Here is a 22595-nt window from a genome sequence, read left to right on the forward strand (position 1 = left end):
TTAATCCATAACGGAGTAAAGTGATGAAAAAAGGATTGTCTCCCGTTACCCTCCATTACACGCTTATTACCGGCGGGTTCTGGATGGCCTTCTGTGTGGTTACCGCCTATGCGGCCGTCTATCTGCAGGGTATCGGCTGCTCCAATGCCGAGCTCGGCCTCATCCTGGCATTGGGCAACGTGGGCGGAGCACTGCTCAGTCCTGTCCTCGGCGCCCGGATTGACCGGAACCGGAATCTCCGTCATGCCTCGGTAGTGAATGTGCTGCTGGCCATTCAGGTGGCGCTGCTCATCGTCCTGCGGGTACATCCCCGCCGGGATTTCTTCAATGCTGCCTGCTATGTGCTGTACATCACCGCCATGATGCCGGTCAACGCCATGAACCTGGATCTGTGCGTACGGCTGGAGCGGGCCAAGGCACCCCTCAATTTCGGTTTCGCCCGTTCCATGGGCAGTTTTTCATTCGTCATCCTGAGCACCCTTCTGGGCATCATTACAGCCCGCTGGGGCCATCTGTCCCTGCCCTTTGCCGGATTGGCTGTTGTCCTGCTCCAGTTCGCCGGCAACCGGCTGATTGACCGGGATCTCCGGGAAGCTGAAGCCGCCATGCCGCCGGCTGAAACAGAAATCCGGGAGCAGTCTTCCTCCCTGCCCGTCTTTATCCGGGAAAACAGGATGTTCTGCCTCATGCTCTTCGGTACTATTATCATCTTCATCGCGCACAACATGGACGGCAACTTCCTGATCAATGAAATCCGTGCCCTCGGCGGAGATACCGCTATCATGGGCTATGTTGCTGCCTTCACAGCCATCACGGAAGTGCCCATCATGATGTTCTCCTCAAAACTGCCGAAGAAATGGGATACGGTGCATTATATCCGTCTCTCCTTTGTATTCTTTGTACTGAAGATCCTGGCCTACGCCCTGGCACCGACCATTCCGCTGTTCTTTGCCGCCCGCGTACTTCAGGCGCCCAGCTACGCCCTCTATACCGTGCTGATCGTCAGCTACGCTGACCGCCAGGTAGCCCGGAAGGATTCCGCGAAAGCCCAGAGCCTCGCCTTCAGCATGACAACCATCGGCTCTGTTCTGGCCAGCCTCATCGGCGGACAGATGTTCGATACCGCCGGTGTCAAACCGACTATGCTCACCGCCGTCGCTATCTGTGCTGTCGGCACAGTCATTGCATTGTTCGGCACACGGCAAGTAAAAGGCCGTGCCAACTCTACACTCTAAACTCTTCACTCTCCACTCATCACTGATTTCTCAATCAAAAAACTCCTGCGTTCTTCGCAGGAGTTTTTTCCGACATTCTTCAGTTTTAAGTTTTAAGTTTTCATTATTCATTGGCTGAGGTCGCATTCATGCGTCCTCAGCCCAGCCCCACCCTGAACAGGTACAGCCACAGCCTGTTTTTATACTTCTCGTACAGTCCCCGTTTCCGGTACATATTCTTCAGATGCCAGTACAGTTCTCCCTTGATCCGGGTATTCTCTGCCGGGTGCTTTACGCTGTCCAGCACCTGCCGGATGGAGGTACTGTTTGCCGTACGCCGGTAATCGTACAGGGAATCCTTCATAAAGGACACCTGATTCACTCCGGAAAAATAATCCATTACAAAGGCGAAGTCCTCACCCCAGGTCAGGTCTTCCTGGAAATGGCAGCCGCACTTCTCCACGATCTCCCGCAGGAACAGTTTGTTCCACAGCACACCGTAGAAATAGGAGTTGGCATGATCACACAGGTGACGCATCATCTCTTCACTGGGAACTGTATCGTCCCGCCCCGCCAGATTATGGAAACTGCGTCTGTCGCCGAAATACTGATCATATCCGCCGATCACCAGCTCGGAGCCGTCCTTCTCCGCCCGCCGGACCATCCGCTCGATGGAATCCAGCGGCAGTGTATCGTCTGCGTCAATGAAACGGATATATTTACCTTCACACTTGGCCAGGCCCGCATTCCGCGCATAGGAAATGCCAAGATTACCCTGGGTGATCACGGTCAGACGCGGATCTTTTTCTGCGGCTTCCTTTGCCATCGCCGCTGTCCCGTCTTCACTTCCGTCATCAATAAGTATAATCTGCAGATTCTGCCATGTCTGGTTCAGCAGGCAATCCAGCAGACGCGGCAGGGTTTTTGTCACGTTATAAGCCGGAATAACAACGCTGACCATAGGTTCAGACTGTGCAGGATTCAAATGTTTCATCTCCTGTCGTTCTTTTTCGGAACTGTCCATATTTTACCATGCATCCTGCTGTTTGAAAAGCTGTCATCCGTCCCCTCAGCTGGACAGAACTGTGAAAACCGGATAAAATAATAGGGATATAGTTATGGAGAAAGGAGACGCCGGCATGAATCAAAAGCTGAAGAGTGTCCTCAGCATACTGTTCATCGTTCTCTCCTTTGTCGCCGTCTTCTGTATCGCTTTCGGCAATCCCGAACTGGCTAACGCCTGGGATACGCTCCGCAGTCTGGATGCCCGCTGGATTGCCGGTCTGCTGCTTTGCTGGGCTGCCTATACCTTCTTTGATGCGCTGGGCACCTGGTACTGCCTGAAAAAGCAAGGTTTCCGGCTGAACCTCTGGACCGTACTCAGCGTCACGCTGATCGGTTTCTTTTACAGTAATATCACCCCCGGTGCCAGCGGCGGTCAGCCGATGCAGGTCAATTCACTCCGCAAGGCCGGTGTTCCCGTAGGAAACGGCACCACCTCTGTCACCATCCGGCTCATCGCCAATCAGTTTATGGTTTCCCTGCTCAGCCTGCTCTTCCTGCTGTTCAACCGTTCCTTTGTTTATCAGCAGCTTGGCGGCGTCATCTGGGCGGTCCGCATTGGCTGGATCATCAATTTCAGCGTGGTTCCGCTGGTACTGCTGGCCGCTTTCCGGCGTACACTCATCCGTAAGCTTGCCTCCGGTCTGATCGGACTCCTTGCCCGGATCCGGCTGATTAAAGACAAGGAAGCAGCCCTCAACGGAACATATGAGGTACTGGATACCTACCATACGGCCATCCGCGATTTGCTCTCCTCCCCTGTGCAGCTGTTCTTCCAGTGCCTGTGCAGTACGCTGAGCATGCTCGCCCTGACCGGTTCCATTGTCTTTGTCTATTATGCCTTCGGGCTTTCCGGCACTCCCTGGTATCATCTGCTGACCCTGGGCCTTCTGCTCTTTGTCAGCGCCAGCTATACGCCCCTTCCCGGTGCCAGCGGCGCCCAGGAAGGCGGTTTTATGTGCTATTTCAACGGAATCTTTCCCGGCGGAACAAAAGGCCTCGCCCTTTTGCTCTGGCGTTTCTTTACCTATTACCTCTTCCTGTTTGTCGGTGTGATCACGCTGTTGCTGGAGAAAATCGGCCTTTGCGGCCATACTCGCAAACAGGATAACGATCCGACGAATCAAACGGAGGATGCTGTATGTTAAATGCTGTCAGATACATTGCTGCCAGGTCCACGCCGGTTCCCGGTATGGGCGAGCAGGTTGCCAATGACCTTAAGGATACAGTCAACAACGCAGCTGAGAGTGCCGATGCTTTTCTCTCCCACCTGCCCCAGCTTGTCAGCCGGCTGCTGATTGCCGGTGCGGTACTGATCGTAGGGCTTCTTCTCCTGAAGCTCGGCAAACTGATTATTATCAAGGTTTCCAGACGGCGCTGCCAGAATGGCCGCGTCAACACCCAGCGTTCCGAAACCTTCCGTTCCATTATCACCAGCGTTTTCAGCTATATCATGTTCTTTATCCTGGCCACGATCATTCTCCGGCTCTTCGGCGTGGACGTTACCTCCATCCTGGCTGCTGCCGGGGTTGTCGGTATTGCGCTGGCCTTCGGTGCCCAGACGCTGGTCAAGGACCTGCTTTCCGGTCTGTTCATCTGGGGTGAAGGCTCCATTGCTGTCGGCGACCTGGTCAGCATCAACGGACTGGACGGCACAGTGGAAACCATTACCATCCGGACAACTTCCATCCGCAACTACAACGGAAACATCTACTGCATCCCCAACGGCGATATTCGCACCATCACCAACATGAGCCGCGGTTTTAAGCGGGCCATTGTCAATATCCCCTGCCCCTATGAGGAAAACCAGGAGCGCCTGGTGAACATGGTCAAAGAGGAAATGGAGATCGCCGCCAAGGAAGTGGAAGGCATGAAAACCGTTCCGGATGTCATGAGCATCGTCGCTTTCGATAAGAATTCAGTCCGGCTCCAGGTGGCCGTTGTCTGTCCTGTCGGTGAGCACTGGCGTATTGAGCGGGAAATCCGCACCCGGGTCAAAGCCCGCTTTGACCGTGAAGGCATCATTATGCCACACTACACTGTTCCCGAATCCGACACCTGAAAAAACACTCGTTCAAAAGGAACCGCCTGTCTGTGAAGACAGGCGGATTTCAATTACTTGATGATTGATAATTGATCGGTTTCCACATGGCATGGAAGGAAAAGAATTTCCACTCCCGCGTCCGCCGCTTCCTGCATTGCACTGCCAAACTCCGGGTGTGTCTGTATATTCGGCCTCACTTCCGTAATTCCGTCCATCTGGATTGCAAAAGCAATCACTGTCCTGTACCCGTTCTTCACGGCCTTTGCCAGTTCCCGGAGGTGTTTGACGCCACGATCCGTCGGAGCGTCAGGAAAATAGCCGATTCCGTCTATTTCCAGTGTACAGCCCTTGACTTCCATTAGTGTCTTTTCCATGTCCCGTTCCAGATAGAAGTCGATTCTCGAATCACCGTAGGTGTATTCGGGAATGATGACGTCATACCCCTGACGTTCCAGCCATTCCCGCACGACAGCATTCGGTGCCTGGCTGTCAATGTTGACCAGCATGCCGTTCTCTTTGCGGACGGTCACCAGGTCATACTTTGTCTTTCGTCCTTCCGTTCCCGGTGCGGTCAGCCAGACCTCCGCCCCGGGTAGGAGCAGTTCCCTGCACCGTCCCGTATTCTTGACGTGTACCGTCTCCCTGCGGCCGTCCATCTCCACATGGGCAATAAACCTGTTCGGCCTGTCCAGGAAAGTTCCCTTTGTAATATTGCTGTATCTCATACGTTTTTATCTCTCAATTCAGTCTTCGGATAGTTCTCCGCGATCGAATCATAACATTGTTTTTATTCATAGTGCAAGCCGTCTGACAAAGGGGCTTTATCCCGTCTGTTGACATCCTGTAAAAGCATGATAGAATGACCGTTGCAATCAGTCGTTTGCCTGCCGGAAAGGTTTTACTTCAGGCCCGGACCGGCTGTTTATCTCGAAGAGGAGTCGTCAGAAACAAGTGCGGGAAAGAAGCAGATTTGACCGGTCCATGCTTGGTACGGTCTTCACCCTGGCCTGGCCAACAATGCTGGAACAGCTGACTCAGACAGCTGTCCAGTATATCGATACGGCAATGGTTGGTTCCCTGGGCACCCAGGCCACAGCTGCCGTAGGTGCTACAGGCACGGTAAACTGGTTAATCGGCAGTGTCGTTTCCGCTGTTGGAATCGGTTTCCTCGCCTTTATCGCCAGGAAGATCGGTGCCGGCAGGCCGGATGAAGCCAGAAAAGCCAGTGCCCAGGCCTGTACCATTACCCTGCTGCTTGGTTCACTGCTGACCCTCCTGACGGTCATGGCTGCCGGTTATGTACCGGCCTGGATGCAGGTGGATCCCGCCATCCGCGATCTTGCCTCTGAATACTTCCTGATCATCTATATCCCTATGCTTTTCAGGACAGCATCCATTCTGCTCGGAACCGTCCTTCGTTCCGCCGGAGACACCCGGACGCCGATGCGGATCGGCCTGATTGTGAACGGCATCAATGTAGTGCTGAACATCCTGCTGATTTATCCTTCCCGTACATTATCCGTCCTGAATCTGTCCATTCCCTTCCCGGGCGCCGGTCTCGGCGTGAAGGGCGCTGCTCTGGCCAGCGCTGCTTCCTTTGTCTATGGCGGCCTGGCCATGACGCGGGCCTTATGGAAGCATCCCTCTATCTCACCGATCGGCCAGTCCTTCCGGCCTGATCCGGTGATCCTGCGTCCCTGCTTCCGGGTTGCCCTTCCGAATCTGGCCCAGCGCTTCGCCACTTCCTTCGGCTATGTGGTTTTCGCCTCCATGATCAATGCCCTCGGCGGAATCTCCACTGCGGCCCATACCATCGCAAACACGGTTGAGAGCGCCTTCTATATTCCCGGTTGGGGTATGCAGACAGCCGCGGCCACCTTAAGCGGAAACGCTTATGGTGCAAAGGATCATGACAGGCTGAAACGTCTGGGAAGTACAATTCTGCCGCTCGAGGTAGGTCTGATGATCGTCTCCGGCGGCCTGCTCTTCCTGTTTGCGGAGCCTCTGGTTCGCCTGTTCAGTGCGGATGAGAATGTAGTCCGTCTGGGAACCACCGTCCTGCGGATGGTTGCAGTCTCCGAACCGTTCTACGGTGTTCCGATCGTCGTGGAAGGCCTGATGCAGGGTGTCGGAAAAACTACAGCACCCTTTGTTTACAACGTTATCTGCATGTGGGCTGTCCGGATTGCCGGAACCTTTGTTTGCACGCAGCTTCTGGGCCTGGGGCTGATTGCAGCCTGGGGCTGTATGATCGGCCATAACATGCTGCTTTTTGTCTTCTTTTTCTGGCATTATCTCACCGGCCGCTGGGATCCCTTCATCAGCCGGAAATAGCAATGGAGGTTGCGCATATGGATTCATCCAACCGGAATACAGATCCTGAAACCCGCAGGGTGCAGCTCAGGAAGCTGTATCTCAGCCAGAAGCAAACCCTGGACACGTTCCTGAATAACGGAGCCATTACAAAGGCCCAGTATGATAAATCCCTGGGTGACCTGACAAAGAAGATGGGAATAACTCCGGAAGAGGAATAAACCGTCTGAAGCCGAAAAAAGGCCTCTGTTTCTGTTGAAACAGAGGTCTTTTGTGTGCAGTTTCGTGGTAATGCCTTATCTTGCTTACACCGTTTCACCTTCGATGATTTTTCCGACTACGGTGACCTGCTTCGGTATGTGGGTATCCGGATACTCTATCGCGTCAATCAGCATGCTGAATACTTCCTGGGCAATCCTTGTGCAATCCTGGCTGAATGTTGTCAGACGTGGGGTAATAATCTGGCTCATAAGTGTTCCGTCATATCCAACCAGGGCAATATCTTCCGGCACCTTGATGCCCTTCGCATGCAGCCGCGCCATCGCGCCCACAGCGCTCCCATCATCCGGACAAAGGACGCAGGTAGGCCGGTCCGGAAGTTTCATCAGCTCAAGGATATCCTCCGTGCAAGCCACAGCGTTCTGGAAAAGTCCTTCACGAACATATTCCACCGGAACCCTGACGCCCAATTCAACACATGCTTTATAGAAACCGGCCAGGCGCTCACGACTGACCATTCCCTTCTGACCCTGGATAATGGCAATTTTCCGGTGCCCATGCAGGTATACATAGCGGACAATCTGTTCCATACTGGCCCGGTTATCACTGGTCACACAATCAACGCCTTCATAGGTGTGGTCAACAATGACCGTGGGAATGCTGCTGGTTGCAAGATGCATAATTCCGGCGGCATCGAAATCCGCCTGGACAACAATTACACCGTCCAGGCATCTTTGCCGGGCATTCTCATAATACTGCTGGCCTGTAAAGTCACCCCGGCCTATAAAGGTCAGGTCATATCCAAGTTTCTCCGATTCACGCCGGAGGGAATCGAAAAGGGTGCTGAAATACACATGGGTCATCATATCTTCATAGATGATACCAATGTTGTTTGATTTGCTTGTCTTCAGCGTCCTGGCGGCTGCATTCGGATAATATCCCATTTCTTTTGCCGTCTGGCAGATAAACGCAGTCCTTTCCTTGCCTTCATTGGTTAAACCGTTTAAAGCGCGTGAAACAGTCGCAATTGAAACACCGCATGCCTCAGCTATATCCTTCAGTCTGACCATATCCGAACCATTTCTTTCCGCTAGATTGTAATCGTTTTCTGCCATTGTTTATTGTAAACCAAGCTTGTTAATCGTGTCAACGATTACATAGTCATACTCAATGGATAGTTTTTGTTCTTTATTCAATGGAATGATTCACTTTCGGTTTTCCGGGTTAACATCAGCCGGACAAACCGGAATGTGCTGTTCTGCGTTATCCTTCGGTAATAAACCATTGATCCATTCCGGGACCTGCATCACAAGACAAGGGGACGATTATTTTGTCTTGTTGGTGCCTGGCGGGATTCGAATTCCGTTCGCTCAATGGTCGCCCGAAACCCTTGGAGCGGGTTCCGTTCTCCCTTTTGCGCTAACAAACTCGCCTCACTTCCGGCTTCGCCGGACAGCACACAGTGCTGACATTCGGCTCCTTTGCCACTCCCTACGGTCGTGTGGTTCGGATCCCTGCCGGGCTCAAACCAACAGAAAAAGCTCTCCACAAGGGAGAGCTTTTCTGCTTTATTCGTTTCTGTATTCTGTGTAAAACGGATGCGTATCATCCAGCCGCAACAGCATGGGGCTTCCTCCGTCTGCCGCTCCGGTATCAATATCCACCCAGGTTTTCGTCACAAGCATCTGACCGTCTGCACCCACACCATACTCATGCGTCGGCGTATGACCGATAATGACCAGCTTGTTATCCCAGTATCTGTCTTCCAGGACCGGACGCGTCCACATCAGTTCAAACGCATCGTATTCATCCATTCTTTTCTCCGGTGCGAAATCCTTCAGTCCCCCGTGCACCAGCACAAAGCGCTTCATTGGCACAGCTGTTTCTACGTAAACCGATGCTGACCGGATATAGTCCAGCAGCCTGTTCAGCTCTTCCGGATCTTTTTCCTTCAGTTTCATCATGTTTTCTATGGTGATAGAACTGCCGTTCCGGTTCCAGTGTTTCAAAGCGCGTTCCTGCTCCGACGTCAGTGATTCTTCCTCTGCCTGGCTCTCATCCCTGGTAAACAGGAAATCGCATTTCAGCAGCATATCCTCGTGGTTTCCCTTGATGAATGTCACGTTTTCCTGCCGCATCATCCAGCGCAGCATGGCGATTCCACCATCGCCAAAGCGGTCAATCACATCCCCGATTACATACAGATGATCTGATGACGAGAAGCCCGCCTTCTCAAGCATTTTAAGGAATTTGTCCAGAGGAAATCCATGTAAGTCCGAAGTCGCAAAAAGCATTGTGTGTTCCAGTCTTTCCAATCGTTCTGGTATCGCCGCGTTCATAACGCGTTTATGAATACTATCACACATACGCGCACAAAACAAGCCAACAGGACAAGGGGAAGCGGCTTGAGGCGGGTGGGAGCCCGGCGGGATTCCTCCGCAAGCTCAATCGGCGCAGCGGTTCTTGCTTCCGCTGCAAACCGCTGCTTGTTTCGCTTGACTCACTCACCTCGTTTTCGCCTTCGGCGAATGCCCCACTGGGGCACCACTCGGATCATTCCCCCACTCCCTACGGTCGTGCGTTCGGATCCCTGCCGGACTAAAACCAAAGAAAAATACCACCCATGAAGGGTGGTATTTTTCTTTGGTGAGCCCGGCGGGATTCGAACCCACGACCTTTTGATTCGTAGTCAAACACTCTATCCAGCTGAGCTACGAGCCCACATGCTGTCCGTGACAGCTAAAGTATAATATCACAATGTTTTTGCACTGTCAACGTTTTTTTGCACCTTTGCATGTAATATCATTCTCTGTTTTCTTGTAACTGTTCCCTCTTTTGGTTATAATATAAAGGTTGATTGAACTTTCAGGAGGTTTTTCATGGCTGTCAGTCATTCCATCCTTTCCGCCGTCTTCAGTGACGAGTCTCCGGATTACCGCTTCCCTTCGGAACCGGATTGCGGGGATTCTGTACGGATCCGTCTGCGGGTCGCCAAGGACAGTGCGGAACGTGTTATTCTGCTTTTTGAGTCCATCACTGTCGGCACAATGATGTACAAGATCAAAAGTGATGACTTTTTTGATTATTATGAAGCCGGTATCATCTGCAACGAAAATGAGGTTATCTACCGTTTCCTGATTGAATGCCCGGACGGTACTAAAATCGCTTTTGACAAAAGCGGTGTCCGCGCTGATGAGCATCATGTACCGGATTATAACCCGGCATATGCCTTCCGTTTCATTCCCGGTTTTCATGTCCCCGACTGGGCCAAGGGCGCCGTTCAGTACCAGATCTTCCCGGATCGTTTCTGCAACGGAGACCCCTCCAACGATGTTGTGGACAATGAGTACTATTACACCGTTGGCCACTCAAAGCATATTGCTGACTGGGATGCCCTGCCCGGTGATACGGATATCCGCTGTTTCTACGGCGGCGATCTTCAGGGGATTATCGATAAACTGGATTACCTGCAGGATCTGGGAATTGAGGTCCTTTACCTCAATCCTGTCTTCGTTTCCCCTTCCAGCCATAAGTACGATTGCCAGGACTATGAACATATTGATCCCCATTTTGGCGTGATTACCGACGATATGGATCATGTCATGCAGGCCTGGGAAAAGCATAACGGTTATGCGCCCAAATATATTCGCCGTGTCACCAGTGAGGAAAACCTGGAGAAGAGCGATGCGCTCTTTGCCACCCTCTGCCAGGAGCTTCACCGCCGGGGAATGAAAATTATCCTGGACGGTGTATTCAATCACTGCGGATCCTTCAATAAGTGGATGGATCATGAAGGGATATATCTCGGAAAAGCCGGTTTCCAGCCAGGTGCCTACCAGAGCATCCACAGCCCCTATCGCTCCTATTTCCACTTCAACGATTCAGGCAACGGCAGAACCCCCATGTATGAGGGCTGGTGGGGCTATTCCACCCTGCCTAAGCTGAATTATGAAGATTCTCCCGACCTGTGCGAAGAAGTGTATAAAATCGCCGAAAAATGGCTTTCTCCGCCTTATTGCATCGACGGCTGGCGCCTGGACGTTGCAGCCGACCTGGGGCACAGCACTGAATTCAACCATAAATTCTGGCAGACCTTCCGTGATCGTGTCAAAGCCGTCAATCCCAATGCGCTGATCGTTGCGGAGCATTACGGTGACCCCACCGCCTGGCTGAACGGCCGTGAATGGGACAGCATCATGAATTATGATGCCTTTATGGAGCCGGTAACCTGGTTCCTCACCGGTATGGAAAAGCATTCTGACTCTTACCGGGATGACCTGTACCAGAACGGCTCCGCCTTCTTCGGGATCATGGCGGACAAGATGTCCCGGTTCAAATACCCGTCCCTCATGTGCGCGATGAACGAGCTCTCCAATCATGATCATTCCCGTTTCCTGACGCGCACCAACCGGATGATCGGCAGGATCACCACCCTGGGTTCCGGCGCTGCCGCAGCCGGGATCAACAAGGGCGTTTTCCGGGAAGCCGTCACAATCCAGATGACCTGGCCCGGCGCCCCCACCGTCTACTACGCTGATGAAGCGGGTCAGGTGGGCTGGACAGATCCGGATAACCGCCGCACCTATCCCTGGGGACATGAAGACCAGAGCCTCATTGATCTGCACCGGGATCTGATCCGCCTGCGCCGTACCCTCCCCGTGCTGAAGACCGGTTCCATCAAGCCGCTGCTGGCGGATTACGGCCGGATCGCCTACGCCCGGTTCAACAGTGATACACGTTGTATAATCGCTGTAAACAATACCGGAAACCTGACCGACTTCAGGCTTCATGTCCGGGATGCCGGAGCGCCGGAGGGAGAAACCTTCCGTTGCTGCATCCAGACCACCCAGGACGGGCATCTGGCAAGCAACGAAGTCTGGGGCATCGTCACGGATGGCGTTCTTACCTTCAATCTTCCCCCGTTCTCATCCATTGTCCTGAGCAACGCGGTGATTGAAGGCAGCGAAAACTGATTAAATAATATGGGGATCGGAACAAGTTCCGATCCCCCTGCTTTTTGCACACCGGATATTACTCATATCTTTCGGTGTGCCTTTTTTCTTTCTGGCGGTACAATTCCTCGTCGCTTCTCTGGATGCATTCCTCAATGGTGGACAAGCCGTTCATATGGATAACCACTGCTCCGCAGCTGGCCTCCACATTGAATGCCCTGTCTTCCTGTTTGTTCAGGGCTTTCAGCTGTTTCTGGAAGTCTCTCATAAACCGCTTGGCGGCCTGGTCGTCTGCCCTGGGCATCACCGCCAGGAATTCATCACCGCCCATACGGGCCAGGATAGCGTCCTTTGGGGCAGCCCTGCGGATCGCGTCACCCGTCAGGCGAATAGCATAGTCCCCCGCCTGGTGTCCGAAGGTATCATTGATCTGCTTCAGCCGGTCCATATCAAAACTGATAAAGGCCGCGCTTTCCCCCATGGCACACAGCCGCTGCCAGATTGGCGACAGCTGCTCTTCCAGGCCACGCCTGTTCAGCAGCCGCGTCATCACGTCCGTGATGCTGCTCAGTCTTCTTTCCTCATACAGCACCTTCAGCTCATCACGCTTATGCATATTGCTCAGCGCGCCGGAAAGGATGATATTCCAGTGCTGGAAGAAGTTTGTGGGCACTTCCCCGGGCTGATAGTGGAACAGGGCATAACCATATGCCTTTTCTCTCTGGTGCAGCAGGACCAGGTACAGCACCTGAGGTTCTTCCGCCCGTTCCGCCATCTCCGGCAGCAGCTTGCAGCGGTCAAAGGTAATCATCGGCATCCCGTGATCCTGCCGGTCCTTCATTACATGAACCAGGCAGGCTTTTTCCGTCTGTTCCTCCGCGAAAACAGGCTCACCGTATACGTCCTTTCCTTTCTCAAACAGACACAGGTAATAGTCCCGCACCATCCTGGTATCATCCATCTTGTTCACCAGCACACGGTGCAGATCCTTCAGGTCATCGCAGGCGTTCAGCTCAATTGTCAGGTAAGTCATGCTGACTTCCCGGGAATTCATGTTGTCCACCAGTTCAGCCCGTTCCATGCTGGTTTTGACGTAGAAGTCTTCCCCGCGTCCGCCGCAGCCGCAGCTTTCCCCAAGGATCAGCTGCCCGCCAATGGCAATCCGCTTTATTTCTTTCTTCCCGTTTTCACCGTATTCACCGCGGATCTGCCTGTCCAGTTCCTCCATGGCTTTGGAAGCCATCTCTTCAAAATTCTGTTCAACAGTTGTCAGCATCGGCTCATTGAGCGCAAAGTTCTGCACGTTATCAAAGCCTGTAACGATAACGTCCTCCGGAATTCTCAGTCCATGCTTCTTCAGCGTCCGCATCAGGCCGATTGCCATGAAGTCATTGGCGCATACCACCGCTTCCGGGCGGCGTTCAGGATCGGAGAAAAAGGCTTCATAGGCCATGTCTCCGCAGTTCAGCCACATGGTCCCGTGGGCAATATCCTTCTCCTCATCTACAGGCAGTCCATGCAAGGCCATTTCCTCTTTGTAAACCTGCAGCCGTTTTTCTCCGTCCGGATGTCCTTCATATCCGGCAAGGAACACCACCCGCTTCAGTCCGTGATCCTCCAGCAGATGCTTCATCAGCGGGCGGATTGCCAGGTTTTCGTCCGTATACACACAGTCGTATTCGTCTTCCTGATGTCGGATTGAAACAATGGGGCATTTCGCTCTTCTCTTCAGTTCCTCATAAAGCTGATCCCTGAATCCTTCGATCTCGTAAGTGTCAGGTGCAACAATGATTCCATCCAGCTGTTCTATGGGAGCAAAGGAGAACATTCCCCTTTCCTGGCTGTCATACTCATTCTGGCTTGAGAAAAAGCCAACCGTCGTGAATATAATCACGTCATAGTTAAGCCTGTGTGCTTCCTCCTCCAGGGCATGATATACCGCATTGTCAAAAACCGTATAGGCTTTGCAAAGGAAGACTCCGATGGTCTTTCTTTTGCCGGCTATCATCTTTCCACCTCGTTCCGTGCACATATACTGTACCGTCCCGGATTCATATTGTTGATATGAAACCGGGAATCAGTCAGCTGGTGCCTTTTTATATTGAATATGCGTCTGATTGCGTGTAGGAAATATGTTGCGAAATCGTCTGGTTACAGCATTTCGTTTTTTCTTTCCGCTTTATGCGTTTTTCTTCTGTATGTCTGTGTTCTAAGTAACTCTTTTTTGTTATCGGATGCACGTTCTCACTTTCTCTGCATATATTATAACACATTTCGATGATATGTAAATTACGTGATACGGATTTTTATTTGTTTTTCTTGTAACTTTTATGTAACTATGCGATTTCCCCCACAAAAAAAGCATCCGGTATGATACCGGATGCCTGTTTATCGGTCATTCAGTTCTTCATGAATCGTGCCTGGCGTTCTACCGTTTCAGGATGAATAGCGTACAGGGAAGCCTGCTCCTTGTCGATCTTGCCATCCCTGAGCAGTTTTGCCAGTTCAGTATCCATGGACAGCATATCCGCACCGCCGCCGAAGATCGCGTTATCAATCTGATGCGTCTTTCCTTCGCGGATCAGGTTCTGGATAGCCGGATTGACGCACATGACCTCAAATACCGGATGCAGCGTTCCGTCCTTCGTCAGGATCAGCCGCTGGGATACAACCGCACGGAGCACCATGGAAAGCTGTGCCCGGATCTGGTTCTGCTGGTTGGCAGGGAAAGCGTCAATCACACGGTCAATCGTCTTTGCCGCGCCCAGCGTATGCAGGGAGGACAGCAGCAGATGGCCGGTTTCCGCCGCCGTAATGGCAGTGGATATGGTTTCTATGTCACGCATTTCACCGAGCATGATCACGTCCGGTGCCTGGCGCAGGGCGGCACGCAGTGCACGGGCAAAGCTCGATGCGTCTCCGGGAACTTCCCTCTGGCTGACGATGCATTGCTTGTGCGGGTGCAAATACTCGATGGGGTCTTCAATAGTAATTATATGGCCGCTGCGGGTTGCGTTAATCTGGTCTACCAGGCAGGCCAGCGTAGTACTTTTACCGTTGCCTGCCGGCCCCGTCACAAGAACCATGCCGCTCCGCAGATCAGCAAGCCGCATAACCACGTCTGGAATATTATAGGTTTTCGGATCCGGAACGCCGAACGCAACAACACGGCAGGTCATCGCAAGGGAGCCCCTTTGACGATACGTATTGCAGCGGAAACGGCTCAGGTCACGTACAGCGAATGAAAAGTCATCATCGCCCTCGTTGATGAGCGTATCCTGTTCCCGCCGTGCCAGCTCGTATGCTCTTCCCACCAGCACAGCAATATCATTCGGCAAGGCCTTCTCTTCAGAGATCGGGATCATCTTGCCGTGTGATTTTGTCATGATATGGGATCCGGGCACAACAAACACGTCGGATCCATGATATTCCAATGCTTTTCTCAGGATATCATCGAGCGTTTCTACCATTCCCAATCATCCTCCGGCTCTTCAACTGCCAGCTTATGAGAGATCCATTTGGCCCGCTGCGTATCCTCAATGGGAAGCAGCTGTACGATACACTCAAGGTTGCGGTTGTCCAGGGGTTCGGTCCAGGTGACCCGGTCTTCATCCAGTGCCATGCCTTCCGGCAGCAGTTCCTTTACTTTATCCAGATACGCCTGCATATCCATCGCTTCCTTCCGTGCGGATACCAGCACGCTGTCCAGCTTTGCGAAATTCTGTTCGCTTTGCGCATTCAGTTCATAAACCTTCTGTACCATTTCAGCACTTCTGGTGCAGAGATTATAATCGTTCTTCGCGGCAATCTGTGTCAGCATGGCAAGCATGCACAGGGAAAGCACCACCACGATCAGGATCAGGGACGCAGCGCCTGGTCCCAGGGCTATTTTACGCTTGTTCACTGGCTCACCTCCCTGGGAATAAACCGGGTGGAAGGCAGAGTGATCAGCGTCTTTTCTCCCTGAACACCTGTGATTTCATAGGATCGGAGCGTTCCGGATTCGGTCTCTTCACTTTGGGGAACCACCTTCAGCAGATATCCATCCTTCTGAAGCTCCCAGCTGCCATCCCTGGCTGTAAATCCATAAGACGCAAGTACGGCATCGGGATCATCCGAGGCATACAGATCCTCTGCGATGTTTTCCGCCTCCAGCATGGAGGCATTGATTATGTGAGCCGTCCTGCTCTTCAGCTTCGCGCTGGCAAAGATCTGCACCAGAATTCCTGCGGAGCACATGAAGAAAAAAATCACAAGCAGCAGTTCGATCAGCAATGTATTGGAGCGGCTTCTGCTTTTCATTTCACTGCACCTCCCGTCCGCAATGCCATCCGGATGGTGCTCTTCGTACCGGCTGGTGTTTCAAGCTCCACCGTCAGCATATTGTTTTCTATGGAAGGCACAAAACCGTTCAGTTCACACAGAGACTCGCCGTTTTCAGGTTTGAATTCAACGCCTTCACTGTTATAGCTTTCCCACAGGAAGGAACGGGGTTCCCCGTCAAGGGGATCTGAATCCATTGCGCAGTACAGTCTCTTATAGTACTTCACGCCGTCATATTCATTAACTACAGACAGGGCAGTGATATCCTCACTCATCTGCTCAATCTGTATGTCTCCGCCGTCTTCAGCCCATACAGCGCTGCGGATCACCGCAGAAGCGATCCGGGAATGATTGTTTTCTTCAGCGCTGTCCACTGTGTTCTTATAAATCTGGGCTCCCATGGTTACCAGGAAGGCACTCAGACAGGCGAACAGGGACAGGAGCAGCAGAACAAATACGCTCTGGATAATTCGGGGAGAACGGGAAACAACAGGCTTACTCACTTGTCCATTTTCCCTCCCCTCTCTGCAACCTTAATGGAAGGCATCAGGTTGGATGCCAGGGGCTCATAGAACACGTGGTATTTTTCTTCGTTGTAGGACAGGTGATAATGCTCCCGCAGATAGTCGAGATCGTCCGGATAGACGCCTTCCACGGCATAGCAGGTCAGCGCCGCGTTTTTCACGGCGTCCCGTACAATCTGAAGTTCCCGTCCGTTGTTTTTGGTTGTAATACTGTTAATCAGCAGGACAAAGGAAAGGATCAGGACAATGAAAATGGCAATGGATGCAACATCTTTTTTATTCATTTTCATCTTCTTCCCTCCTCCCCGCTTTTCTTGTTTTGCACATCACAAATGAACATTGAACGCACACTCATTCAATTCTTCATTTTTCATCTTTCATTCTTCATAGAGCCCAATGGCTTACATTGAGCCCAATACGCCTGCCATCGGCAGCATGACGCTCAGCAGGATCGCGCCGATCACAATGGACAGCAGCGCAACCAGCGTCGGTTCCACAATGGAGATCAGATGATCCAGGCCGTCTTCCACCTGTTCTTCATAGATCTCAGCGATTTTCTCCATCACCTGGGGCTCATGTCCGGACGCAGCGCCGACCTTCAGCATACGGTTATGGAAATCAGCAAACAGTCCGCTCTTGGACAGGGCCTCCTGGAAGGTCTGATCTTTCTTCATTTCATCGCGGATGAAGTTAACTTTATTAATTGATTCCTGATCTGCCAGCGCGGCAGGGGCCATTTCCAGCGCATTTTCCATCGGGAAACCGCTGTGCAGCATCAGTCCGAGAATACCGGCCACCCGGGAAGCTGAAAGCTTTTCCGTCAGTCTTCGTACCGGCGGGAAGAGATTCTTCAGGAAATGCATGACCTTATCTTTCATCCTGGTTCTCATCAGGATCACAATCACAATCGTGCAGATCACGACCAGCGCAATCAGTCCGAGAACGATCCATCCGGCCCAGGAACCGATCTTCATCAGCACAGAACCGCTTCCGGAAGCGTCAACGCCCAGGGAGGCAAGCACCCTGCGGAAGATGGGCAGCACACGCCAGAGCAGTACACCGATAATAATCACAAGCATCACGCCAAGCACCAGCGGATAAGTGATCGCGCTGACAGCAGCAGAGCGGATACGTCCTTCTCTCTGATAGTAGGTGGAAAGGCTGACCATAATGTCTTCCAGGCGGCCGGTCTGCTCACCGATATCCACCATTTCGATCATATAGGAAGGCCATTCTTCCTCGTTCTCTTTCATAGCAACATAAAGAGAACCTGTTTCGTCTACAACTTTATACAGATTGGTATAAGGATGAACCTTGTCATTCCCTTTCATTTCGTCCTCGGCCAGCATTTCAATACCGTCGCGGAGCGTCATGCCGGAGCTGAGCATCAAGGCAATCTGATCGCAGAAGCTGCTAAGTTCCTCCGAGGACATAATTCTCTTTTTCTTCTTTATATCGGTCGCCATGATATGATCCTCCAAATATATCGCTTTAACCCATTCGGATTAATAATATCTTTCTGTTGTATAGGCATCCGTCTTGGAGCTGGCATTCATTTCAGCGGTAGGATCGAAGAATTCATTCTTGCCATTTACCACCGCCACGACCCAAGCATGATAGGTATTGGAACCGACCGTACCAATCATCAGGCGGGCCGGAACTCCCTGGGATCGCAGCATCGCGCATGTCATTGCCGCCAGGTCCTGGCAGATGCCCATCTTGTTGTTCCAGCAGTCATCAATCTGGGGCAGCAGTCCGGGTTTGACAGTCACGCTCTTGATGTAGTCATATACAAAGTTCTTGAGCACATATTTGCAGATCGTACCGTAAATCTCAGTCTGATCTGTCATGCCCTCACACAGTTTCTCCGCCTGCTGAACGCAAGCTGTATTCTCATTGTAGGAGACATATTGATTCGGATAGAGGAAACAACTGAGCTCATCGGGCATTTTTACGCTCAGCTTAACAGTGCCCTCTTTGGAATACTTCTTCCCGCTCACATTTTCAAAAAGAGAAATCTGATATTTTCCGTTACCAAACTGCAGCGGGAAAACCTCATACTCTCCATCACTGTTCAGGTCGTAATTCAGTTTTGCTCCTGATGTAGCAATCTGCAGTTTCAGCCTTTTGGTGGTCTTTTTTGCCTTGACCATGATATATCCTTCAGACATGTTGCTACAGTCAATGGTCATTTTGCCGTCTTTCTTAACGGTTTGTCCGGTTGCTTCTGGAAGATTCAGCCCGCATGCGGCAACAATCACGGCCGCACAAACCACAAGAACCAGCGCTGCGCAAATAATGAAGCGCGTCTTGCCCATTCTTGCGATCATAGCTATTTCCTCCCCTGTTGACCATATGTAAACCCAATATAGTCAGTTTAGCACAACTATATACCTTTTGCAATAAATATAAACGCCTGCACAAACAAAAATCCCGCAGCCTTACGGCTGCGGGATCGGATAACCGGATTACTTGTTCACAGCGTCCTTCAGAGCTTTGCCGGCCTTGAAAGCGGGAGCCTTGCAAGCAGCGATCTTCACGGAAGCGCCGGTGCGGGGATTGCGGGCAACACGGGCAGGACGGTTCTTGGCTTCGAAGGTGCCAAATCCGATCAGCTGCACTTTCTCACCCTTAGCCATGCTCTCAGCGATCACGTCCAGAACGGCGTTCAGAGCGGCTTCAGAATCTTTCTTGGTCATTTCAGTCTTGGCTGCCAGAGCAGCAATCAGTTCACCCTTATTCATTATGGGGACCTCCTTGAAAGAATTTTCAATTGTAGTATAACCATTCCAGTCCTTATGTCAAGTCTTTTTTTGCCGAAACGCCTTATTTTGTGCCATTCTGGGCGTTTTAGACACAAAATATGCCATGTTTTTGCCCTTATCCGCCTCTCAGGCACCCTTGCGCGCCCGGAACCCCTGTGATATCATCTTTTCCGGGCTTTTTATGTAATTAAAGGAGTGAAAAACATGCTTCCGAAAATGATCGTTATTGAAGGGACCAACGCCTCCGGGAAAAGCTCTCTGGGCGTGAAGCTGGCTGCCCGTTTCGGAGGCGAAATCATATCTGCTGACTCCAGGCAGGTTTTCTGTCGTCTGGATCTCGGTTCCGGCAAGATTACCCCTGAAGAGATGGAGGGGGTCCCACATCACCTGCTGGACGTCAGGAATCCCGGCGAATTCTTCTCCATGGCGGATTTCCAGCGTCTGGCCTATGAGGCCATAGACGATATTCTCTCCCGGGATCGTCTCCCCTTCCTGGTGGGCGGCACAGGCCTGTATGTGGACGCTGTCGCAGACGGATATGAAATCAGCGACAAAGCGCCGGATCACAGTCTCCGTGCGCATCTGGAGACCTTTGAAACGCCGGAACTGTATGAAATGCTGAAGCAGAAACTCCCGGATACCGATATAGATCCACGTAACCGTCACCGTGTCATGCGCGCTCTGGAAAAACTGGAAGCCGGTGATGACCGTCCTGCCGGGAAAAATCCGCGTTATAAGCTTTTGAAGCTCGGCGTCACCTGGCCCCGTGAAATCCTGAAGCAGCGGATTGATGAACGTCTGGAACGCAGGCTTCAGGAAGGCATGGTGGAAGAAGTCAAAGCCCTGCTGGATGAAGGTGTCAGTGAGGAATTCATGGTCAAGCTTGGGCTTGAATACAAATACCTGACCTGGTATCTGACCGGTAAAATCGGTTATGAGCAGATGAAGGAAGAGCTGGGAAACGCCATCAAAAAGTTCGCTAAGCGTCAGATGACCTGGTTCCGGCGCGATCCCCGGATTCACTGGCTGGACATGTCAGCGGACCCGGTTGCCGAGGCATCCGACTTGATCGAGGCGTTCCTTTCTGAAAACGTATAAAATCAATAAAACTCCTGCGATTACCGCAGGAGTTTTTTCTACCATTCTTCATTTTTCATTGGATGAGCAGCTGATTACCTCAGCTGCTCATCTAAGTACTGCGTATTGTCCTGTGCCCTGACCGCATAAGCCTGATACATGGCTTTCCAAAGCTGTTCCCTCTGTTCCGGAAGTAGTTTCTCATCTACCTTCATCCGTTCAATCATCTGTGCAGCCGGCACGGCGAGCCGTTTCTCCTTGTTCCGTTCCAGGGAAAAACCAAACAGTTTTCCCATGACCTGGCTGTCACCCTCCAGGAAGATTTCCGTATACTCGCGGCAAAGCCGCAGCAGGTATTCCTGCTGCTTTTGCTTTGGATCCTCAAACTTCTGCAGGCAGCTGACCAGCTGCGGTGCCTCAAACAGCTGGGATCGCATGCTGTTACGCTTTTCTTCGGAGAATTCTCCCGGCTTGCGGTATAATTCCAGCACCCAGCATTTGATGATCGAAAAATCAAGCGCCCAGCCCTTTTTCGGACCTTCCTCGCCGATAAAGAGCAGTTCCCACTCAATATCACGGTCTCCCGGACATGCCTCCAGGCCTTTCAGCAGGATCTTCTTCTTTTCCGGATAACTGTTGATTGCCCGTGCTTTGCGGATCCACTTTTCCGCTTCCTCGTTCACGGTCTCAGAAGCTTTTTCCGCTGCCAGTTTTGTTCCGCAGTACGGACAGAAGGCTGCTTCTTCATTCTCAATGGTTTTACCGCATTGTCTGCAAATCATACTCATGTTTTCACCTCTGCAGGGCTTTGTTCTTTAACAAGCATATGTCATCGCGACGAAAAAAGCAACAAAAAACGGAAGAGCTTCTGCTCTTCCGTTGAAACAGTACTTTTATCAGCGCTGCTTTTTCTTGGACAGGATGTCAAACACCACGGCAGCCAGCAGCACGAAGCCCTTGACCACACGCTGATAGTTCGCGTCCAGATTGATCTGGAACATGCCCAGGTTGATCACACCGATCAGGGTAGCGCCGATCACCATGCCCAGCACGGATCCGGCTCCGCCGCTGGCAGATACGCCGCCCACAACGCAGGCGGAGATGGCATCCATTTCGAAGTTCTTTCCGGCGTCAGCGTTTGCCGCGGTATACCGGGAAACAACCGTCATAGCGGAGATTGCTGTCAGGATTGCCATGTTCAGGTAAGCGATGAACATGATCTTCTTGGTGTTTACACCGGACAGGCGAGCCGCTTCGATATTGCCGCCCACCACATAGAAGTGACGGCCGATCGTAGTCTTGCTCGTAATGAAAGCGTAGAACAGAACCACCGCAGCAACCCACAGAAGAACCGTCGGGATACCGCCGGCATAAGCCAGTTTGAACATGACCAGCAGGATCACAGCAGCACCAAGCACGCTCTTGACGATATCCATGCCGATCGTGTCAACTTCATAACCCTTCTTCAGCCGAGTCAGCCTGTTTTTGAAGATCAGAAGCACTACCAGCAGTGCGGCAACGATGCCTACAACCATGCACGGCACATTCAGCTGACCTTCAGAGGTCTTGAACAGCACGCCGGAGAAAATGTTCAGGAAATCCGGCTTATCTTTGAAGGAAATCGAATTCGTGATGGATACGCTGAGAATAGAAGTACCCAGGCCGCGGAAAGCCAGGTAACCGGCCAGTGTTGCAATCCACGGAGGCACACGCACATAAGCAATCAGGGCGCCCAGGCCGCATCCGTAGATGATACCGACCAGCAGCATGGCCACCAGGGACACGCCCGTGCTCCATCCCCAGATGACCATCATCATACCGCCGATAGCACCCAGCAGGCAGACAAATGCGCCGCAGCTCAGATCGATGTTACCGCCGGTCAGCATGCACATCAGCATACCGCAGCCGAGGATGTATACATAAGCGTTCTGGTTAATCAGGGAAGCGAAGCTGGTCGGTTTGAACATCCGGCCGTTCGTCATAATTGTGAAGAAAATAAACACCAGGATCAGGATGATGAGCATGGCATTCTTTTTCAGCATGGAAACCGGGTCAGCTTTTCTGATATTGGATTGATTGATAACTTTTCCTTCCATTGTCTT

At 52.0% G+C, this 22595-nt stretch carries 22 protein-coding genes and 1 tRNA gene; 7 read left to right on the forward strand and 16 right to left on the reverse strand.

Annotated elements, in window-relative coordinates; translation table 11 throughout:
• Positions 1-23: 23 nt before the first annotated feature.
• Positions 24-1235 carry an MFS transporter gene (locus JYE49_RS07105; RefSeq protein WP_093958136.1) on the forward strand — a complete coding sequence of 404 codons (1212 nt, stop codon included), beginning with the start codon at positions 24-26 and terminating at the stop codon, positions 1233-1235.
• Positions 1236-1371: 136 nt separating this feature from the next.
• Here the strand turns inward: JYE49_RS07105 and JYE49_RS07110 are convergent, their stop codons facing one another.
• On the reverse strand, positions 1372-2199 hold the full coding sequence (locus JYE49_RS07110) for a glycosyltransferase family 2 protein (RefSeq protein WP_179217412.1): 828 nt from the start codon (positions 2197-2199) through the stop codon (positions 1372-1374).
• A gap of 154 nt (positions 2200-2353) precedes the next feature.
• Here JYE49_RS07110 and JYE49_RS07115 point away from each other — a divergent pair, with 154 nt between their 5' ends.
• Entirely contained in the window at positions 2354-3424 is a 1071-nt protein-coding gene (locus JYE49_RS07115; RefSeq protein WP_179217413.1) for a lysylphosphatidylglycerol synthase transmembrane domain-containing protein, read from the forward strand.
• The gene (locus JYE49_RS07120; RefSeq protein WP_093958139.1) at positions 3418-4338 is read left to right on the forward strand and encodes a mechanosensitive ion channel family protein; all 921 of its coding nucleotides are present in this window, start codon (positions 3418-3420) and stop codon (positions 4336-4338) included. Before JYE49_RS07115 ends, JYE49_RS07120 begins: the two co-directional genes overlap by 7 nt.
• Before the next feature lie 53 nt (positions 4339-4391).
• On the opposite strand, the gene sfsA is transcribed toward JYE49_RS07120, so the two are convergent.
• Positions 4392-5045 (reverse strand): DNA/RNA nuclease SfsA, encoded by a 654-nt coding sequence (gene sfsA / locus JYE49_RS07125; RefSeq protein WP_093958140.1) that lies wholly within the window; start codon positions 5043-5045, stop codon positions 4392-4394.
• Between the two features lie 226 nt (positions 5046-5271).
• On the opposite strand from sfsA, the gene JYE49_RS07130 reads away from it, so the two are divergent.
• Together JYE49_RS07130 and JYE49_RS07135 are read left to right on the forward strand one after the other, a co-directional pair.
• Complete coding sequence (locus JYE49_RS07130; protein WP_283399447.1) at positions 5272-6654, forward strand: MATE family efflux transporter; 1383 nt, start codon at positions 5272-5274, stop codon at positions 6652-6654.
• 17 nt (positions 6655-6671) lie between these two features.
• Complete coding sequence (locus tag JYE49_RS07135) at positions 6672-6854, forward strand: hypothetical protein (protein WP_143754538.1); 183 nt, start codon at positions 6672-6674, stop codon at positions 6852-6854.
• A gap of 84 nt (positions 6855-6938) precedes the next feature.
• Here JYE49_RS07135 and JYE49_RS07140 read toward each other — a convergent pair whose 3' ends face one another.
• The 3 genes from JYE49_RS07140 to JYE49_RS07150 all read right to left on the reverse strand — a co-directional run bounded on the left by JYE49_RS07140 (position 6939) and on the right by JYE49_RS07150 (position 9573).
• The gene (locus JYE49_RS07140; protein ID WP_179217414.1) at positions 6939-7922 is read right to left on the reverse strand and encodes a LacI family DNA-binding transcriptional regulator; all 984 of its coding nucleotides are present in this window, start codon (positions 7920-7922) and stop codon (positions 6939-6941) included.
• Positions 7923-8420: 498 nt separating this feature from the next.
• Positions 8421-9218, reverse strand: a complete 798-nt coding sequence (locus tag JYE49_RS07145; RefSeq protein ID WP_093958143.1) for a metallophosphoesterase — start codon at positions 9216-9218, stop codon at positions 8421-8423.
• A gap of 278 nt (positions 9219-9496) precedes the next feature.
• Positions 9497-9573: transfer RNA gene (locus JYE49_RS07150), tRNA-Arg, on the reverse strand.
• 158 nt (positions 9574-9731) lie between these two features.
• Here JYE49_RS07150 and JYE49_RS07155 point away from each other — a divergent pair.
• Complete coding sequence (locus JYE49_RS07155) at positions 9732-11825, forward strand: alpha-glycosidase (RefSeq protein WP_093958144.1); 2094 nt, start codon at positions 9732-9734, stop codon at positions 11823-11825.
• 58 nt (positions 11826-11883) lie between these two features.
• Here JYE49_RS07155 and JYE49_RS07160 read toward each other — a convergent pair whose 3' ends face one another.
• The 9 genes from JYE49_RS07160 to hbs all read right to left on the reverse strand — a co-directional run bounded on the left by JYE49_RS07160 (position 11884) and on the right by hbs (position 19395).
• Complete coding sequence (locus JYE49_RS07160; RefSeq protein ID WP_179217416.1) at positions 11884-13812, reverse strand: GGDEF domain-containing protein; 1929 nt, start codon at positions 13810-13812, stop codon at positions 11884-11886.
• 391 nt (positions 13813-14203) lie between these two features.
• Positions 14204-15274: a type IV pilus twitching motility protein PilT gene (locus JYE49_RS07165; RefSeq protein WP_093958146.1), complete on the reverse strand. Its 1071-nt coding sequence runs from the start codon at positions 15272-15274 to the stop codon at positions 14204-14206.
• Positions 15268-15708 carry a hypothetical protein gene (locus JYE49_RS07170; protein WP_093958147.1) on the reverse strand — a complete coding sequence of 147 codons (441 nt, stop codon included), beginning with the start codon at positions 15706-15708 and terminating at the stop codon, positions 15268-15270. Before JYE49_RS07170 ends, JYE49_RS07165 begins: the two co-directional genes overlap by 7 nt.
• Complete coding sequence (locus JYE49_RS07175) at positions 15705-16106, reverse strand: hypothetical protein (RefSeq protein ID WP_093958148.1); 402 nt, start codon at positions 16104-16106, stop codon at positions 15705-15707. The genes JYE49_RS07170 and JYE49_RS07175 overlap by 4 nt, the downstream gene beginning before the upstream one ends.
• Positions 16103-16630, reverse strand: a complete 528-nt coding sequence (locus JYE49_RS07180; RefSeq protein WP_093958149.1) for a DUF4860 domain-containing protein — start codon at positions 16628-16630, stop codon at positions 16103-16105. The genes JYE49_RS07175 and JYE49_RS07180 overlap by 4 nt, the downstream gene beginning before the upstream one ends.
• Positions 16627-16941, reverse strand: a complete 315-nt coding sequence (locus JYE49_RS07185) for a hypothetical protein (RefSeq protein WP_093958150.1) — start codon at positions 16939-16941, stop codon at positions 16627-16629. The genes JYE49_RS07180 and JYE49_RS07185 overlap by 4 nt, the downstream gene beginning before the upstream one ends.
• A gap of 111 nt (positions 16942-17052) precedes the next feature.
• On the reverse strand, positions 17053-18117 hold the full coding sequence (locus JYE49_RS07190) for a type II secretion system F family protein (protein WP_093958151.1): 1065 nt from the start codon (positions 18115-18117) through the stop codon (positions 17053-17055).
• Positions 18118-18156: 39 nt separating this feature from the next.
• Positions 18157-18981, reverse strand: a complete 825-nt coding sequence (locus JYE49_RS07195) for a transglutaminase-like domain-containing protein (protein WP_093958152.1) — start codon at positions 18979-18981, stop codon at positions 18157-18159.
• A gap of 138 nt (positions 18982-19119) precedes the next feature.
• Positions 19120-19395, reverse strand: a complete 276-nt coding sequence (gene hbs, locus JYE49_RS07200; RefSeq protein WP_084096813.1) for a non-specific DNA-binding protein Hbs — start codon at positions 19393-19395, stop codon at positions 19120-19122.
• A 225-nt stretch (positions 19396-19620) separates the two neighbouring features.
• Between hbs and miaA the strand changes: the two genes are divergently transcribed.
• Complete coding sequence (gene miaA, locus JYE49_RS07205; protein WP_093958153.1) at positions 19621-20514, forward strand: tRNA (adenosine(37)-N6)-dimethylallyltransferase MiaA; 894 nt, start codon at positions 19621-19623, stop codon at positions 20512-20514.
• A gap of 74 nt (positions 20515-20588) precedes the next feature.
• Here the strand turns inward: miaA and JYE49_RS07210 are convergent, their stop codons facing one another.
• Both JYE49_RS07210 and JYE49_RS07215 read right to left on the reverse strand, forming a co-directional pair.
• Positions 20589-21281: a zinc-ribbon domain-containing protein gene (locus JYE49_RS07210; protein ID WP_093958154.1), complete on the reverse strand. Its 693-nt coding sequence runs from the start codon at positions 21279-21281 to the stop codon at positions 20589-20591.
• Positions 21282-21389: 108 nt separating this feature from the next.
• On the reverse strand, positions 21390-22589 hold the full coding sequence (locus JYE49_RS07215) for an ABC transporter permease subunit (protein WP_283399448.1): 1200 nt from the start codon (positions 22587-22589) through the stop codon (positions 21390-21392).
• Positions 22590-22595 lie beyond the last annotated feature (6 nt).

The organism is Aristaeella hokkaidonensis (genome assembly GCF_018128945.1).
GTDB lineage: Bacteria > Bacillota > Clostridia > Christensenellales > Aristaeellaceae > Aristaeella > Aristaeella hokkaidonensis.

What these genes read in the sequence shown, in the direction of transcription:
- JYE49_RS07165 (WP_093958146.1), bottom strand. Translation starts at nt 15,274, where the DNA reads ATGGTAGAAACGCTCGATGATATCCTGAGAAAAGCATTGGAATATCAT.
- JYE49_RS07160 (WP_179217416.1), bottom strand. Translation starts at nt 13,812, where the DNA reads ATGATAGCCGGCAAAAGAAAGACCATCGGAGTCTTCCTTTGCAAAGCC.
- JYE49_RS07115 (WP_179217413.1), top strand. Translation starts at nt 2,354, where the DNA reads ATGAATCAAAAGCTGAAGAGTGTCCTCAGCATACTGTTCATCGTTCTC.
- JYE49_RS07210 (WP_093958154.1), bottom strand. Translation starts at nt 21,281, where the DNA reads ATGAGTATGATTTGCAGACAATGCGGTAAAACCATTGAGAATGAAGAA.
- hbs (WP_084096813.1), bottom strand. Translation starts at nt 19,395, where the DNA reads ATGAATAAGGGTGAACTGATTGCTGCTCTGGCAGCCAAGACTGAAATG.
- miaA (WP_093958153.1), top strand. Translation starts at nt 19,621, where the DNA reads ATGCTTCCGAAAATGATCGTTATTGAAGGGACCAACGCCTCCGGGAAA.
- JYE49_RS07140 (WP_179217414.1), bottom strand. Translation starts at nt 7,922, where the DNA reads ATGGTCAGACTGAAGGATATAGCTGAGGCATGCGGTGTTTCAATTGCG.
- JYE49_RS07145 (WP_093958143.1), bottom strand. Translation starts at nt 9,218, where the DNA reads ATGTGTGATAGTATTCATAAACGCGTTATGAACGCGGCGATACCAGAA.
- JYE49_RS07175 (WP_093958148.1), bottom strand. Translation starts at nt 16,106, where the DNA reads ATGAAAAGCAGAAGCCGCTCCAATACATTGCTGATCGAACTGCTGCTT.
- sfsA (WP_093958140.1), bottom strand. Translation starts at nt 5,045, where the DNA reads ATGAGATACAGCAATATTACAAAGGGAACTTTCCTGGACAGGCCGAAC.
- JYE49_RS07120 (WP_093958139.1), top strand. Translation starts at nt 3,418, where the DNA reads ATGTTAAATGCTGTCAGATACATTGCTGCCAGGTCCACGCCGGTTCCC.
- JYE49_RS07185 (WP_093958150.1), bottom strand. Translation starts at nt 16,941, where the DNA reads ATGAAAATGAATAAAAAAGATGTTGCATCCATTGCCATTTTCATTGTC.
- JYE49_RS07195 (WP_093958152.1), bottom strand. Translation starts at nt 18,981, where the DNA reads ATGATCGCAAGAATGGGCAAGACGCGCTTCATTATTTGCGCAGCGCTG.
- JYE49_RS07215 (WP_283399448.1), bottom strand. Translation starts at nt 22,589, where the DNA reads ATGGAAGGAAAAGTTATCAATCAATCCAATATCAGAAAAGCTGACCCG.
- JYE49_RS07155 (WP_093958144.1), top strand. Translation starts at nt 9,732, where the DNA reads ATGGCTGTCAGTCATTCCATCCTTTCCGCCGTCTTCAGTGACGAGTCT.
- JYE49_RS07135 (WP_143754538.1), top strand. Translation starts at nt 6,672, where the DNA reads ATGGATTCATCCAACCGGAATACAGATCCTGAAACCCGCAGGGTGCAG.
- JYE49_RS07105 (WP_093958136.1), top strand. Translation starts at nt 24, where the DNA reads ATGAAAAAAGGATTGTCTCCCGTTACCCTCCATTACACGCTTATTACC.
- JYE49_RS07190 (WP_093958151.1), bottom strand. Translation starts at nt 18,117, where the DNA reads ATGGCGACCGATATAAAGAAGAAAAAGAGAATTATGTCCTCGGAGGAA.